Source organism: Paraburkholderia sp. BL6669N2, assembly GCF_003387275.1.
GTDB lineage: Bacteria > Pseudomonadota > Gammaproteobacteria > Burkholderiales > Burkholderiaceae > Paraburkholderia.
Window position 1 is genome coordinate 3326161 of the sequence record NZ_QUNA01000002.1, and the last position, 14705, is coordinate 3340865.

Genomic DNA, 14705 nt, shown 5'->3' on the forward strand with positions numbered 1-14705 from the left:
CGCGACTGCGAATAGAGAGACGCGCGTAAGCGGCAGCGGCGCACACAAAAAAGCGGCTCCTGCTTATTGGTGCAGGAACCGCTGTTCTTCATGCCCCGCGAAGCCCGCAGGCGCGAATCACTCCGCCGCGTACGTCTTCTGCGTTTGCTCGCCCAGCCCTTCGATACCCAGGCGAATCGTCTGACCCGGCTTGAGAAACACCGGATTCGGCTTCACGCCCATGCCGACGCCCGGCGGCGTGCCGGTCGAAATCACGTCGCCCGGTTGCAGGCTCATGCACTGCGACACGTACGACACCAGTTTCGCGACGCCGAACACCATCGTCTTCGTGCTGCCGTTCTGATAGCGGTGGCCATCCACTTCGAGCCACAAGCTCAGGTTCTGCGGATCGGCAATTTCGTCACGCGTGACGACCCACGGACCGATCGGGCCGAACGTGTCGAAGCCCTTGCCCTTGTCCCACGTGCCGCCCTTTTCGATCTGCCATTCGCGTTCCGACACGTCGTTGATCACACAGTATCCGGCAACGTAATCCAGCGCGTTGGCTTCGTCGATATATTTCGCCGGTTTGCCGATCACCACGCCCAGTTCGACTTCCCAATCGGTTTTCTTCGAGCCGCGCGGAATTTCAACGTCGTCGTTCGGGCCGCTGATCGCGCTGGTCCACTTGTTGAAGATGACCGGTTCGGCGGGCACCGGCAGATTCGATTCGGCCGCGTGATCCGCGTAATTCAAGCCGATGCAGATGAACTTGCCGATCTTGCCGACGCACGGACCCATGCGCGGATTGCCTTCGACCAGCAGCAGCGAAGCCGGATCCAGCGCGCGCAGTTTGGCGAGACCTTCGTCGGTCAGCGCGGCGCCGTCGATATCGGCGACCACTTTCGACAGATCACGAATCTTGCCTTGCGCGTCGAGCAAGCCCGGCTTTTCCTGACCTTTCGGCCCATAACGAAGCAGTTTCATCCTGGCACTTCCTTTCAGTGGTGTTCGGTTCGTGGTTCAGCGTACGTGAGCGCCTAAGCCGGCGTGGTCAGTTCGACCACCCGCCGTCGATCACATGCGCGTGGCCCGTAGTAAACGACGACTCGTCGGACCCGAGATACAGCGCCAACGCCGCGATCTCTTCCGGCTTACCGATGCGGCCCATCGGCTGACGCGCGACAAAGGCCGCCTGCACGGCGTCCAGCGTCGCGCCTTGCGCCTGGGCCTGCGCGACGATCCGCTGTTCGAGCGACGGCGAAGCTACCGTGCCCGGGCAGATCGCGTTACAGCGTACACCACGCGTGATGAAGTCCGCAGCAACGGACTTGGTCAGCCCGATCACCGCGGCCTTGGAGGCGCTATACGCGAAGCGGTTAGGCACGCCCTTCACGCTAGACGCCGCCGACGACATATTGATGATCGAGCCGCCGCCGTGCTCCAGCATGGCCGGCAGGAACGCGCGGATCATGCGGTACATCGCCTTCACGTTCAGGTCGAAGGCGAAGTCCCAATCCTCTTCGCTGCATTCGAGAATATTGCCCGCGTGCACGAAGCCCGCGCAGTTGAACAGCACGTCGATCGCGCCGACTTCCGTGGCTAGCGCCTTGATCGCCGCGTCGTCGCGCACGTCGAGCTTGCGCGCCTCGACCGGCTTGCCGGCGAGTCCGTCGATGCGGATATCCGTGGCGATCACGCGCGCGCCTTCGCGCGCGAAAAGTTCGGCGGTAGCGAGTCCGATGCCTTGTCCTGCCGCCGTGATCAGGGCCGTCTTGCCGGCCAGTCTTTGTGTCATCTACGACTCCAGTTGAATGGGCTGTTGCTTGTCTCTTCCAGAAATCACAATCGATAAAACGCGGCAGCATTGCCGCCGAAAACCGCTTCGCGCTCGCCGTCGCTCAAGGACGCGAGCAAGGTGTTCGCCACCGAATGCCAGAGCAGATAGTCGCCGTTCAGATCGAGCACCGGCCAGTCGCTGCCCCACATCAAACGCGCCGGACCGAATGACTTCAGCAGATGCTCGACGTACGGGTGCAGCGTTTCTTCGGTCCAGCCCGGCGATGCTTCGGTGACCAGGCCCGACAGCTTGCAATGCATCTGCGGCAGTTGCGCGAGCCGCGTGATTGCGTCGGCCCAGCTTTGGTAGCCCGCGCGTCCGTACCGGATCGGCGGCTTCGCACCATGATCGACGACGATGCGCAGCGCCGGAAAACGCTTGGCGAAGGTTTCGAACGGCTCGACGTGGCGCGCGTAAATGAGCGCGTCGAACGCGAGGTCGTGCGCGATCAGCGCTTCGATCGCCGGCGCGAGATCGGGGTTCGCGATCCACGTGTCGTCGGGCAGATCCTGCAGCATCGGCCGCACGCCCTTGAATTTCGGCTCATGCGCCAGCGCTTCGATCACCTGCGGCGCGGTGGGCAGCAACAACGGCACCCAGCCGACCACGCCGGCAATCGACGGCTCATGGCGCGCCAGGTCCAGCAAATAACGCGTTTCGTCGATGGTCGGCGCCGCCTGCACCACCACCGTTCGTTCGATGCCCGCGCGTTCGCGCAACGGCTTGAGATCCTCCGGACCAAACGTCCGGTACAGGATTTTCAGTTCCGGCGTGAGCCACTCGTAATCGCCACGAGCGGGATCCCAGTAATGCTGGTGGGCATCGATATGCATCGTCAACTCAATCCTCCGGCGCGGGCGCGCGGCTGTCGAGCAAGCCTTCATCACGCAACGCGGACCATAAGGCCGCGGGGATCGGCTTCTCGAACGACGCGGCGTTCTCGCGCAATTCATCGGCACTGCGCGCGCCGGTCAACACCGTGGCGACCGCCGGATGCGCATACGGAAACTGCAAGGCGGCGGCTGCCAGCGGCACGCCGTGCGCACGGCACACCGCCTCCAGCCGCGCGACGCGCTCGATCACTTCGGGCGGCGCCTCGCCGTAATTGAACTTCAGATCACCTTCGACACCGCGCGCCAGAATGCCCGAATTGAACGCGCCGCCTAACAGGATGCTGACGCCGCGTTTTTCACAAGCGGGCAACAGATCGTCGAGCGTGGTCTGTTCGAGGAGCGTATAACGGCCCGCGAGCAACGCGCAATCGATATCGAACTCGGCCATCGCATCGAGTATCACCGCGCCTTCGTTGACGCCGAGTCCGACGGCCTTGATCGCGCCAGAAGAGCGCAACGTGTCCAACGCGCGAAAACCGCCGCCTTCTGTCAGTTGCCGCCAGTAACGGGGATGGTTGTCGCCGTGCGTGACACGGCCGATATCGTGCACCAGCAGAATGTCGATATCGACAATGCCGAGGCGCTGCTGGCTATCTTCGAACGAACGCAGAATGCCGTCGTGGGTGTAGTCGTAGATTGCTTCGAATGGGAGCGGGTTTTGCCAGCCTTCCTTGTCGTCGAAAGGCGTGGTGCGCGGCACGAAACGGCGGCCGACTTTGGTGGACAGCAGATATTCGCCGCGCGGATAGCGCCGCAACACGTCGCCCAGACGATGCTCGGCCTTCGTGTTGCCGTAATGCGGCGCGGTGTCGAAATAGCGCACGCCGGCGTTCCACGCCGCAGCGATGGTGGCGTGAGCTTCTTCATCGGACAGATCGCGGTACAAGCCGCCGAGCGGCGCCGTGCCGAGTCCCAAACCGGTCACCTGCAACGGCCCGCGGCCGATACGGCGCCGTTGCCCGATCTTCGATCCGATCGTTGCGGTCATTGAACGCGTCTCCAATTTGTCGTGTTTTACCATGCATGGGCGAGGTTTGCCCACGGCGCGTGCGGCCTGCCGCAAGCCATGACCGCGAATGAGCCGCTCTGCGCGGCTCGGCGACGCTCAGTGCGGCTCGATCGCGACCACGCGATGCTGCGCTGCGGCGCTCGACGGCAAGCAAGCCGGTCCTACCGGCTCGAACGTCTTGTACGTCAGAATGAATTCCTGATGACCAAGCGTCTCCGACTTCGAAGCCGCACCGCGCGAGACCGCCACTGTCTGCTCGAACACTTCGCGGCCTACTTCGTCGAGCGTGCCGCGGCCTTCGAGAATGCGGCCTGCATCGACATCCATGTCTCCGGAGAGATTGCGATACGTCGCGGGATTCGCGCAGACCTTGATCACCGGCGAGATCGCCGAACCGACCACCGAACCGCGCCCCGTGGTGAACAGAATCACATGCGCACCGCAGGCGATCAGCTCGCCGATCTCCGCGTTATCGCTGATGTTGGGGAAACCGAAGCGCGGCTCGCCGTCCGGCACCACGTCGAGCAGATACAGTCCGCCCGTTGGCGGAATATCGCCCGGCTTGATGATGCCGACAATCGGCGACGCCCCGCTTTTCGCATACGCGCCCAGCGATTTCTCTTCCTGCGTGGTGAGGCCGCCGTCCGCGTTGCCGACCGCGAAACTGCCGTGGCCAAGAATCGAGTAATAGCGCGCCGCCTTCGCGACGCAAGCGACGATTTCGTCGCCGAGCGCCGGGCGCGCCGCGCGCGTCTTCATATGGAATTCGCAGCCCACCAGCTCGCCGGTTTCCTCGAAGATGCAGGTCGCGCCCGCGTCGATCAGATGATCGAACGCGCGGCCCACCGCCGGATTCGCCGTGATGCCGCTGGTGCCGTCCGAGCCGCCGCAGATCGTGCCGATCACCAGTTCGCTCAGTGCCATTGGCACTTTCTGCTGCGCGGCGAGTTGCTGGCGCGCGCCGCGAATCCAGTCGACGCCGTATTGAATCGTGCTGCGCGTGCCGCCCTTTTCCTGGATCGTCAGCACTTCGACGGGACGGCCGCTCGCGCGCACCACGTCCACCAGATAGTGCTTGTTCATGCTCTCGCAACCCAGCGACACGAATAGCACCGCGCCCACGTTGGGATGCGTGGCGAGCCGCTCGAGCATCTTTTCCGCATAGCCGTTCGGATAGCAGCCCGGAAAGCCTATCAGGTGCACAGGCGGTTCGCGTTCAGCGGAAGGATCGTCGAAGGCGTCGAGAGGTTCGCGAAACTGCGTAACGATCTCGCGCGCGACGTGATGCGCGCACTCGACCAGATACGCCACCGCGACCACATTGCGGATGCCCTTGCGGCCATCGCGGCGCAGATAACCCTCAAGCGCGGGCTGCTGCGCGGCGATAGGCAGAGATGCTACGGAAGTGTCAGTCATGATCGTTCCAGCGCGGCGCAAGGCCACTTCGTTGTGCGCACATCAGTGATGGACAAATTCGTGGCCCGCGTCGTGCGTGTACGTCGGCAGGTAATCGCTTTCGAGGTTGTGCGTATGCAGATGCGCACCGCGTGCCACGGCTTCTGTCACGTGACCGATCACCGCGCCGTAGCGCAGCACCTTGTCGTCCTTCGCGAGTTCATGGCGCGCCACCTTGTGACCAAGTTCGATGGTTTTGGTGAGCGTCACGCGCTCGCCCTCGATCTCGACCTGCGTGCCGCCGTCGAGGCGCGCCGCCGCGATCAGGCAGTTGTCGGCGGGGCTGAGCAGGATCAGGCGCGGGTCGGTTTGCAATGGCAACGGGCGGCTGGTCAAATGAGTTCTCCAAGGTGCATGTGCATCAGTTCTGCCCTTCGCCGCTCGCAACGCGCGCCACCATCAGCGAGCCCAGAATGATCGCACCATAGATCGCCTGAATCCAGAAAGACGGCACCTGGGCTAACGTCAGCAGGTTCTGCACGACGCCGAGCAGCAGCACGCCGGTGAGCGCGCCGAACATGGTGCCCTTGCCGCCGTCGAGCGAAATGCCACCGATCACCGCCGCCGCGAACACCGTGAAGATCATGCCGTTGCCCTGGTTTGCATTGATCGCCCCGACATAGCCGGTCACGATCAGACCGCCCACCGAGGCAAGTATGCTCCCGAGCACGAATACGCCCCACGTGATGCGCTCCACGCGAATCCCAGCAGCGCGGGCCGCTTCCGGATTACCGCCGATCGCGTACAACGCGCGGCCCAGCCGGTGGTAGCGCAGCATGAAGGCCGCGGTCGCGAACGCCACTGCGGCGAGCCATACGGACAAAGGCAAGCCGAGCACGATAGTGGTGGCGAGCGCGAAGAACGACGGCGGCATATCGAACAGCGTGCCGCCCTTGGTCGCGCCGACCAGCATGCCACGCAACACGATCAGCATGGCCAGCGTGACGATGAACGCATTGAGCCGCAAACGCACCACGAGAAAGCCGTTGATGAAGCCGATCACCGCGCCCACCGCCACGATGGCGAGCAAGCCGGCCGCCGCCGGCCATTGCATGCCGAAGCCCGCGGACGCCGCCGGCATTACCAGCATCGCGCCCACGGCGGGCGCGATGCCGACCGTCGATTCGAGCGACAAGTCGAACTTGCCGGTCAGCACGATCAGCGATTCGGCGAGCACGACGAGCGCCAACGCCGCCGACGCGCCCAGCACACTGATGAGATTCGCCTTCGTCAGAAAGCTCGGGCTAACAAACGCGCCGATCACGATCAACAAAGCAAGCGCGGGCAACAACGCCAGTTCACGCAGCCGGGCGAGTTCGGAACGCGCGCGTTTGCCTCGCGACGCCGGCGCGGCCATCTGAGGCTGAGCCTGACCTTGCACGGCGCCGAAAGCGGGACTGGGCACACTATTCTTCATGAAGACTGACTCCTTCAACGGATGCGATCAGGTCGTGGTCCTGCCAACCCGCGGGAAATTCGGCCGCGACACGGCCACGGAACATGACCAGCACGCGGTCACAGGTGCGCAGATCGTCGAGTTCGCCGGACACGACCAGCACGGCCTTGCCCTCTTCGCGCACGCGATCCACGACGGAGAGCAACGCTTCTTTCGATTTCACGTCGACGCCCGCGGTGGGATCGATCAGCACGAGCACATTGGGGTTAGTGGCGAGCGCGCGCGCCATCACCACCTTCTGCTGATTGCCGCCGGACAGGCCCGACACGACATGCTCCGGACCTTGCGCGACGATGCCGAGCGCCTCGATCATCTTCTGGCCGAAGGCGTTCTTCTTCGCGGGCGGCGCGATGCCGAATTTGCCGAGCAGACGCGCGATCGTCATCGATGCGTTTTCCGCCACCGATTGCGTGAGCACCAGCCCTTCGTGATGCCGATCCTTCGGCACACAGCCTATGCCATGCGCGAGCGCCGCGGGCACATCGCCGGGTGGCAAGATTGCGCCGTCGACGCTGATCGTGCCGCGCTTGGGCGCGCGCAGGCCCGCAATCGCTTCGGCCACGCTCGTGCGGCCGCTGCTCGTCGCGCCGGTCAAGCCGACGACTTCGCCGCGCTTCACCGTGAACGACACGCCTTCGTAATCGGCGCCGGCCAGTTCCTTGAGTTCCAGCGCGACCGCCGTATCGGCGGGCAACGCGGCGCGCGCTGCAGCGTCGGCGACGGCGAGACCGCCGCGTTCGCCGGTCATCGCTTCGATCAGCTGCTCGCGCGGCAACGCGGACACCGGCGCGCTGACGATATGCCGCGCGTCGCGCAGCACCGTCACGGCCTGGCAGATTTCATAGACTTCCTGAAGATGATGCGAGATGAAGAGAAACGTCACGCCTTCGCGCTGCAACTCGCTGATACGCCGGAACAGGCGCTTGATCTCGTCGCCGTCGAGTTGCGCGGTCGGTTCGTCGAGAATGATGAAGCGCGCGCCGTACGACAGCGCGCGCGCAATCTCCACCAGTTGCCGCGCTTCCACCGACAGATCGCCGGCGCGGGCATCTTCGCGCACGTCGATCTTCCAGTGATCGAGCAACGCGCGCGCGTCGCGCCGCATGGCTTGCCAATCGATCACGCCGCCGCGCAATGGCTGCCGGTTGATGAACAGATTCTCCGCCACGCTCAGATCGCGGATGATCGTTGAATGTTGATAGACGCATGCCACGCGCTCGCGCCAGGCGTCGCGATCCGCGATCGATGGCGCGGCCGCGCCGCTGAAACGCACCTCGCCGGTGTCGGGCTTGCGCAGGCCGGTAAGAATCGACACCAGCGTCGATTTACCCGCGCCGTTGCGCCCGACGAGCGCATGCGACTCGCCGGGCATGACGCGAATGCTCACGTCGTTCAGCGCGGCCGTCGAGCCGAAGCGTTTGGTGACCTCGAGCGCTTCAACGACAGGCACGGAGGACGTGAGTTCGCTCATTGGACCGCTCATTTGACCGTGTTGCCCCACAAGGCTTTGTCGTCGACGTTGGATTTCGTCACGAGCGGTGCGGGCAATTGGTCTTCCAGAATGCCCGGCGCCAGCTGGATGATGTTGCTGCCGTGATCGGTCGGACCCGGCTTGAAGGTCTGACCTGCCAACGCCGCCTTGATATAGAACAGGCCGTATTTCGCGTACGAGTCGGCGGGCTGCGACACGGTCGCGTCGATATCGCCGCGGCGGATCGCGTCGAACTCTTGAGGAATGCCGTCGTTGCTGACGATCACGACGTGTTTTGCGTCACCAGCGGGAAACAGCATCTGCTTGCGCCGCAAGGTTTGCAGCGTCGGCGACAGATAGACGCCGCCTGCCTGCATGTAGATGGCTTTGACGTCGGGATTCGCGGTCAGCAGACTGTCGAGTGCTGTGGCCGCGACGTCACCCTTCCAGGCCGCGGGAATTTCCAATACCGACATGCCGGGATAACCCTTCATGCAAGAGCGGAATGCTTCAGACCGATCGCGTCCGTTGACCGATGCCAGGTCGCCCATGATCTGCACGACCTTGCCCGACTTCACGCGATCGCCAATGTATTTGCACGCCTTCTCGCCATACGCGTGATTGTCGGCGCGCACGACCATCGCGACCTTGCCCTGCGTCGGCGCGACGTCTACGGCGACCACCGGCACGTTCTTCGCCGCAGCGGCGTCGAGCGCGCGGCTGATCGCCGCCGAATCCAGCGGGCCGACCACGATGCCCTTCGCGCCGAGGTTCAGCAGGTTGTTCATGTCCGTGATCTGCTGGACCGGATCGCCGTTCGAATTGACCGGCGCGAGGATGTCGAGACCGCTCTCCTTCGCGTACTTGGGCAGATAGTTGTTGTACGACTGCCAGAACGGCGAGGTCAGCAGCGGCAGACCGAGGCCGATCTTGCCGGCGTCGGCGGCTTGCGCGGCGCCCGTCGCGGCAAGGCCGGCGAGGCACGCAGCGGCTGCCGCGACGGAGAACGAAGTGCGGAACAAACGGCGGGCCGTGAGCGGCCCTTTCGCGAACGACATGGTTGTCTCCAGATATGCGTTGTGGGAACTGCGTGAACCGGGTCTGAGGCCGGCACTTCGTCCTGCGCTTTTTTATTCGAGTCTTGTCGAGTCTTGGCGACGTTCATTCACCAATGAACGTATTATTCATATATGGACTTTTCGAAGTCAAGGAATATAGACTGCGAGGACCGTCCGTATTTTCCCTGGACGTGCGCCATCTCCGCCAGATTCGTCCCGCACGTACACTCACGCGCCACATAATGAGAACAGCCCAAGGAACCTCCTTCACGATGGACGCAGACGACAAAGACGACGCCGACCGCTACCGCGCCCCGGCGCTCGACAAAGGCCTCGACATCCTCGAACTGCTCGCCGAGCAGAAGGAAGGACTCACGCGCGCCGAAATCACCAAGCTGCTCGGACGCAACGCGAGCGAAATGTATCGCATGCTCGAACGGCTGGTCGCGCGACAGTACGTGGTGCGCTCGGCGGGGGGAGACCGCTATTCGCTCAGCCTCAAGCTGTATGCGCTCGCGCACCGTCATCCGCCGATGAACCGTCTGATCTCCGAAGCGCTGCCGCTCATGCAGCGCTTTGCCGATGCTGCCGAACAATCGTGTCACCTCGTGGTGTACGACCGCGGCAATCTGCTGGTGATCGCGCAAGTGGATGGTCCGGGTACGTGGGGCATGTCGGTGCGGCTCGGTTCGCGCGTCGGCCTGATCGACACCGGTTCGGGGCGCGTGATGCTCGCGTTTCAAAGCATCGAGCAGCGCGAACAGATGCTGGCCGAACACACCAAGGTGAAGGGCGAGGTCACGATCGATCGTGACGCGCTCGAACGGGCGTGCGAGCGGATTCGCGCAGTGGGTTTTTCGCAGAAGGACAGCCAGCAGACGTTCGGTGTGACCGACCTCACGTTTCCGATCCAGGGTCCATCCGGCCAGGCGATCGCGGTGCTTACCTGTCCGTACTTGCGGCGCATCGACGAGTATGTCGCCCCGACGCTCGAAGCCGCCACCGTGCTGTTGCGCGAGACGGTACAGGCACTGTCGATGTTTCACGAGAACGCCGCCTAGCGCGTGATGCGGCGGGTCGAACCCGCGCGGCGTCCCGTCGAAAATCGGCCGCTCGCGCACATGGTTTAGAATGGCGACCCTCTCAAAAATCCCGCCGCATGGGTTCGCCCATGCGCGCTCATCGATAAGCAATGGCGAAACTTCTGACCGATTCCGAATTCCAGCGTTTTTCCGAACTCCAGCAGAAGCAGTCGAGCTTCACGATCACGCCTGAAGAAGCCGACGAACTGCGCGACATCGTCGCTCACGCACAAAAGCGCCGCGACGACCGCGCGGCGGCGATGCAGAGCATCGAGACGTTCATTCAGCAATTCGACATCAGCCCGGACGAGCTGTTTTCGCCCGAGCAGATCGGCGAAGCCGCGCGCACGTACGGCCTGATTCCGGCCGCGAAGAAAGAGCGCGTGCTGCCGCCGCAATTCACGTTCAACGGCAAGCCGTATCAGTGGACGACGCGCGCGCTGCCGGACGACATCCGCGTACCGTTGTTCGATGCGTTCAAGGCAGGTGAGTCGGTGAAGTCGTTTATCGCGACGCCGAAGGATGCGAGTCGCTGCGCGGCGACGATTGCGCGTTTGGAACGCGAGACCGGGGCGGTTTATGGCGATGCGTGGTTGGAGGAGTTGGCGGTGACGCGGTCGCAGGTTGATGAGGCGGCGGCGAAGCTGGCGGCCTGAGGTTTCTCCGGTTCTTCTCGCGGCGCGAGGCCTTCAGCGGCTCTCGTCGCTTTGATCACCGCCTCGAACGCATTGGATGTGGTGATCGTTCAACTCAGCACTTTGGGCACGCCGCCTAAGCGCTTGCCTCTGCCGCCTCATCCAGCGCCATCCTGAACCCCACCACACCCGGATCCTCCGTCCGCGTAATCGTGAAACCGCTGGCCTTGGCAAGCCCGATCATCGGTGTATTCTCGCGCAGCGCCTCGCCGACCAACCAATGAATGCCGCGCTGCCGCGCATATTTGATGATCCGGTCCATCAGCAATTGCCCAAGGCGCCGGCCTTTCTGATCCGAGCGCACCGCCACCGCGAATTCGGCGGTTTCGTTGTCGGGATCGGCGACTGCACGCACCACGCCCAACGTCCGCGTGAAACCTTCGTCGCTCTGCACGGTGGCGATCAGCGCCATTTCGCGGTCGTAGTCGATCTGCGTCATGCGCGCGAGTTGCGAGTGGTCGAAGCTGCCCACCGCGCCGAAAAATCGCAAGCGCAAATCCTCGGGCGTCATTGCTTCGACGAAGTCATGATGCGCGGCCTCGTCTTCCGGACGGATGGGCCGGACCGTCACTCGCACTCCTTGCCAATCCAGCGTTTCTTCGAAACGGCGCGGATACGGCACGATCGCGAGGCGGCTGCGTGTCGGCGCCAGGTTCAGCGTGGGCTCGACGATCATCACGTGATCGCGGTACACCCTGAGCGTCAGCGTGAGACCGACAAGCTCCTTGACGTCGCACACGGCTTGCGAGAGCGACGTCAGCGCGGCCAGCGCCGGTTCCGGCGCAACCAGCCGCGCGTACGGCGAACGCGTGACGATGTCGCGCGCGAGCATTGGGTTGAGCGGCGGCAACCCGTAGACGCACAACGGTTCGGACACGCCGTCGGCCGATGGCGTCGTGAAGCGCAAGACAGGGCCGAAGTTGCCGTCGTCGTAGAGTTCGACAGCGATGTCGACGACGGGTTTGGTGGACGAGTCCGTTTCCACCTGCAACCCGAACCGCCCCAGAAACCGCGCCGCCGCTTCGCCGGTTAGTTGGTGCTCACCTGCTGCAAGTGCCTCGCGCGCCTGGGCCTGAGCGGCGTCAATGCATTCGGGAATTTGCGCCGGCAGACCCTCCGGCGTTTGCATCAGCAGTTCGCGCCCCGTCCGGTAATCGACCAGCCGCGCGAAGGCGCGCGCGAGGCGTTGCGGCGTCGTATGAACCGGGATGCCCTGCGCGTGCAGCGCGTCGCGCGTGGCGGCATCCACGCCGCCGAAGAAACACGCGAGCAAGCCGCGATACGCGAAGCGATGATTCGCGATCAGGGCCTGCGCCACTTCGCCGACCGGCGCGCCGTGCGTCGACGCGTGGACCACGAAGGCCGTGCCGGTGCTGCGATGATCCGCGAGCAGCTTGAGCGCGGTGCCGAAGTGCTCAGGACGCGCGTCGTCGCCGAGTTGCAGCGGGTTGCCGCCGACCGCGTACGGCAAGGTCTGCGTCAAGGCCACCGATGCCTCATCGGGCCACGGCGCAAGGGTATCGCCGGCTGCGGCGAAGGCGTCGCGCGCCAACGTGGCCAGGCCGCGGTCGCTCGTAATCAGCGTGGCCATCGCGCCCGCCGCCACGCGGCCCACGCCGAGGGTCTCGATCTCGTCGAGCAGGTCGTCGAGCGCGTCGACACGCACCATGCCGGCGCGGCGGAACGCGGCGGTGTAAAGCGCGTCGGCGGGATCGGCGCGGCCGGAGCGCAGCGCCAGCACCGGCTTGTTGCGCGCCGCCGCGCGGGCTGCGGACATGAATTTGCGCGCCGCCCGCACGCTATCCAGTTCGAGCAGGATGGCGCGCGTGCCGGGATCGCTGGCCAGATAGTCGAGCACGTCGCCCGCGTCCACGTCCGCCTCGCCGCCCAGCGCCACCGCGTGCGAGAAGCCGAGGCCGCGCGCGTGCGCCCAGCCGAGCACGGCGTTGGTCAGCGCGTTCGACTGCGACACCCACGCGACGCCGCCCGCCTTCACCGTGCACGACGGCGCGCCCAGATGCGCGCGCAGCGCTGGCGACACCACGCCCAGACTGCCCGGCCCGACAATCCGCAGCAGATTCGGCCGCGCCGCCGAAAGCGCGTGCCGCAGCGCGAGCCGGTCCTCATCGCACCGCACCTCGCCGACGACAATCGCCGCGCGCGTGCCCAAGCCGCCGAGCTTATGGATGATGCCGGGCCACGTCGCCGGTGGCGTGCAGATCAGCGCGACCGTGGGCGCTTCCGGCAGATCGCCCGGATCGTGGATCACGGCATGGCCGCCGAGCCGTTCGTACTTCGGATTGACCGGCCAGAGCGGGCCGTCGAAGCCCCCGTCCAGCACGCGCGTCCACACCATCGCGCCGGTGCTGCCGGGCCGCTCCGAGGCGCCGATCACGGCGACGGATTTGGGTCGAAACAAGGCGTCGAGATTGCGAACGGTCACAGGCGCTCCGAGGGCAGGGTAAGCGAGCCGGCTCCGTGGCCAGGCACGCGTCTTCGTCAGCATAGGCGAAGTTGAGCGTTCGCGCGGCGCTTCTCCTTCAGCGCCGGGCCGGCAGCCGATCGCGGCCGGCAGTCCAAGGCGCGCCGGGGATATTTGTTATCGAGATCAAACAAACAACGAGCACCAATGCGACAATCTTCCAGCCGCCAGAATGGCGGTTTGCCTTGAAAAATTGCTGGCCGATGGCGGTTCGAATCGCGTGCGCCGGAGACGCGCCAAAAGTGATTCGTTTGGGGACAACGCACGGCTGGTGGTGCAGCACAACTACAGTTCGCAGCCCGACCCTCTCGCCGGCCGGATCGCGCACGATTAAAAGTAATAGAAGGTGATTTATGCGGCGCTTGCCATCGCTGATCGCGTTGCGCTTCTTCGAAGAGACGGCCCGGCACATGAGCTTTAACCGCGCCGCCATTGCGCTGTGCGTGACCCAAGGCGCCGTGAGCCGGCAAATCAAGCTGCTCGAAGAATCGCTCGGCGCGAAACTGTTCGAGCGGGACCACAAGGGCATTCGTCTGACGCAAGCGGGCCTGCAATTGCTGCCCTGCCTGTCCGAAGCCTTCGATACGATCGAGCGCGGCTTTCGTCAAATCACGGCAGCCAAAGGGCGACGGCGCCTCGTGCTCGCTCTGCCGCCCACTTTCGCCACGCAATGGTTTTCGCCGCGGCTGGGTTCGCTCGCGGTGGAATTGCCCGATGTCGAACTGTCGGTTCGTACCGAGGCGAACGGAGACCTTCACTGTCAGATTCGCTTCGGCCGCCAGGCGCTACCGGACGCGCACTCCGAATTGCTGATGATGGAGCGCCACGTACTCGTGGGTGCGCCGCGTTTGCTCGGCCAGCCGCTCGATGCGCTGCTCGAACGCATGCCGGCGCTTCATGTGCTGCACAACGACGCCCGGCTCGAATTGTGGCCGAACTGGCTGGCCAAGGCGGGCATGCCCGCGCGTTACGCGGACAATGGCATCGAGTTCTCGACCTTGGAACAGGCGATCCGCGCGGCGAGTAAAGGCGCGGGGCTGGCGATCGTCGATCGGAACATGATTGTCGAGGAACTGGCGGACGGTAGTCTCGCGCAGTTTTCCGACGTCGAGGTGAGCGGGCCGTTTGGTTACTGGCTCGATATTCCCCAGCGGCATGTCGGGCTGGAACATGTGCAGGCGCTGGCCGGGTGGATGCGGGAAGAGGTGTTGAAGCTGGGGTGAGCGTTGATGCTCCTGACGGCAAAGGTACGGGCGTTAAAGCAGAAGGCCCCGTTTTTGACGGG

General features: G+C 64.5%; 14 protein-coding genes. 3 read left to right on the forward strand and 11 right to left on the reverse strand.

Annotated elements, in window-relative coordinates; translation table 11 throughout:
• Positions 1 to 117: 117 nt before the first annotated feature.
• The 9 genes from B0G80_RS37415 to B0G80_RS37455 form a co-directional block, all read right to left on the reverse strand.
• A complete protein-coding gene (locus B0G80_RS37415; RefSeq protein WP_116122696.1) occupies positions 118 to 966 on the reverse strand; it encodes an ureidoglycolate lyase in 849 nt (282 codons plus the stop codon).
• A gap of 67 nt (positions 967 to 1033) precedes the next feature.
• Entirely contained in the window at positions 1034 to 1777 is a 744-nt protein-coding gene (locus tag B0G80_RS37420) for an SDR family oxidoreductase (RefSeq protein WP_116122697.1), read from the reverse strand.
• A gap of 44 nt (positions 1778 to 1821) precedes the next feature.
• Positions 1822 to 2652: an amidohydrolase gene (locus B0G80_RS37425; RefSeq protein ID WP_116122698.1), complete on the reverse strand. Its 831-nt coding sequence runs from the start codon at positions 2650 to 2652 to the stop codon at positions 1822 to 1824.
• 7 nt (positions 2653 to 2659) lie between these two features.
• Positions 2660 to 3700: an aldo/keto reductase gene (locus tag B0G80_RS37430; protein WP_116122699.1), complete on the reverse strand. Its 1041-nt coding sequence runs from the start codon at positions 3698 to 3700 to the stop codon at positions 2660 to 2662.
• A 117-nt stretch (positions 3701 to 3817) separates the two neighbouring features.
• Positions 3818 to 5137, reverse strand: coding sequence for a UxaA family hydrolase (locus B0G80_RS37435; protein WP_116122700.1), 1320 nt, complete (start codon positions 5135 to 5137; stop codon positions 3818 to 3820).
• A 42-nt stretch (positions 5138 to 5179) separates the two neighbouring features.
• Positions 5180 to 5512, reverse strand: coding sequence for a UxaA family hydrolase (locus B0G80_RS37440; protein ID WP_181920158.1), 333 nt, complete (start codon positions 5510 to 5512; stop codon positions 5180 to 5182).
• 25 nt (positions 5513 to 5537) lie between these two features.
• A complete protein-coding gene (locus B0G80_RS37445) occupies positions 5538 to 6533 on the reverse strand; it encodes an ABC transporter permease (protein ID WP_258879256.1) in 996 nt (331 codons plus the stop codon).
• Positions 6534 to 6582: 49 nt separating this feature from the next.
• Complete coding sequence (locus tag B0G80_RS37450; protein WP_116122702.1) at positions 6583 to 8103, reverse strand: sugar ABC transporter ATP-binding protein; 1521 nt, start codon at positions 8101 to 8103, stop codon at positions 6583 to 6585.
• Between the two features lie 8 nt (positions 8104 to 8111).
• Positions 8112 to 9161, reverse strand: coding sequence for a sugar ABC transporter substrate-binding protein (locus B0G80_RS37455; protein ID WP_116122703.1), 1050 nt, complete (start codon positions 9159 to 9161; stop codon positions 8112 to 8114).
• 272 nt (positions 9162 to 9433) lie between these two features.
• Between B0G80_RS37455 and B0G80_RS37460 the strand changes: the two genes are divergently transcribed.
• Both B0G80_RS37460 and B0G80_RS37465 read left to right on the forward strand, forming a co-directional pair.
• Positions 9434 to 10222, forward strand: coding sequence for an IclR family transcriptional regulator (locus B0G80_RS37460; RefSeq protein WP_116122704.1), 789 nt, complete (start codon positions 9434 to 9436; stop codon positions 10220 to 10222).
• 131 nt (positions 10223 to 10353) lie between these two features.
• Positions 10354 to 10899, forward strand: a complete 546-nt coding sequence (locus tag B0G80_RS37465; RefSeq protein WP_106281660.1) for a hypothetical protein — start codon at positions 10354 to 10356, stop codon at positions 10897 to 10899.
• A gap of 115 nt (positions 10900 to 11014) precedes the next feature.
• Here B0G80_RS37465 and B0G80_RS37470 read toward each other — a convergent pair whose 3' ends face one another.
• Positions 11015 to 13381 carry a GNAT family N-acetyltransferase gene (locus B0G80_RS37470; protein ID WP_116123876.1) on the reverse strand — a complete coding sequence of 789 codons (2367 nt, stop codon included), beginning with the start codon at positions 13379 to 13381 and terminating at the stop codon, positions 11015 to 11017.
• Positions 13382 to 13478: 97 nt separating this feature from the next.
• Positions 13479 to 13832, reverse strand: a complete 354-nt coding sequence (locus tag B0G80_RS46245) for a hypothetical protein (RefSeq protein ID WP_181920233.1) — start codon at positions 13830 to 13832, stop codon at positions 13479 to 13481.
• Here B0G80_RS46245 and B0G80_RS37475 point away from each other — a divergent pair.
• A complete protein-coding gene (locus B0G80_RS37475) occupies positions 13774 to 14643 on the forward strand; it encodes a LysR substrate-binding domain-containing protein (protein WP_106281657.1) in 870 nt (289 codons plus the stop codon). The two genes, B0G80_RS46245 and B0G80_RS37475, sit on opposite strands and share 59 nt — an antisense overlap.
• Positions 14644 to 14705 lie beyond the last annotated feature (62 nt).

Bases quoted from the DNA above. Each gene is read 5' to 3' on its own strand.
- B0G80_RS37415 (WP_116122696.1), bottom strand. From the start codon at position 966: ATGAAACTGCTTCGTTATGGGCCGAAAGGTCAGGAAAAGCCGGGCTTG.
- B0G80_RS37420 (WP_116122697.1), bottom strand. From the start codon at position 1,777: ATGACACAAAGACTGGCCGGCAAGACGGCCCTGATCACGGCGGCAGGA.
- B0G80_RS37425 (WP_116122698.1), bottom strand. From the start codon at position 2,652: ATGCATATCGATGCCCACCAGCATTACTGGGATCCCGCTCGTGGCGAT.
- B0G80_RS37430 (WP_116122699.1), bottom strand. From the start codon at position 3,700: ATGACCGCAACGATCGGATCGAAGATCGGGCAACGGCGCCGTATCGGC.
- B0G80_RS37435 (WP_116122700.1), bottom strand. From the start codon at position 5,137: ATGACTGACACTTCCGTAGCATCTCTGCCTATCGCCGCGCAGCAGCCC.
- B0G80_RS37445 (WP_258879256.1), bottom strand. From the start codon at position 6,533: ATGGCCGCGCCGGCGTCGCGAGGCAAACGCGCGCGTTCCGAACTCGCC.
- B0G80_RS37450 (WP_116122702.1), bottom strand. From the start codon at position 8,103: ATGAGCGAACTCACGTCCTCCGTGCCTGTCGTTGAAGCGCTCGAGGTC.
- B0G80_RS37455 (WP_116122703.1), bottom strand. From the start codon at position 9,161: ATGTCGTTCGCGAAAGGGCCGCTCACGGCCCGCCGTTTGTTCCGCACT.
- B0G80_RS37460 (WP_116122704.1), top strand. From the start codon at position 9,434: ATGGACGCAGACGACAAAGACGACGCCGACCGCTACCGCGCCCCGGCG.
- B0G80_RS37465 (WP_106281660.1), top strand. From the start codon at position 10,354: ATGGCGAAACTTCTGACCGATTCCGAATTCCAGCGTTTTTCCGAACTC.
- B0G80_RS37475 (WP_106281657.1), top strand. From the start codon at position 13,774: ATGCGGCGCTTGCCATCGCTGATCGCGTTGCGCTTCTTCGAAGAGACG.
- B0G80_RS46245 (WP_181920233.1), bottom strand. From the start codon at position 13,832: ATGTGCCGGGCCGTCTCTTCGAAGAAGCGCAACGCGATCAGCGATGGC.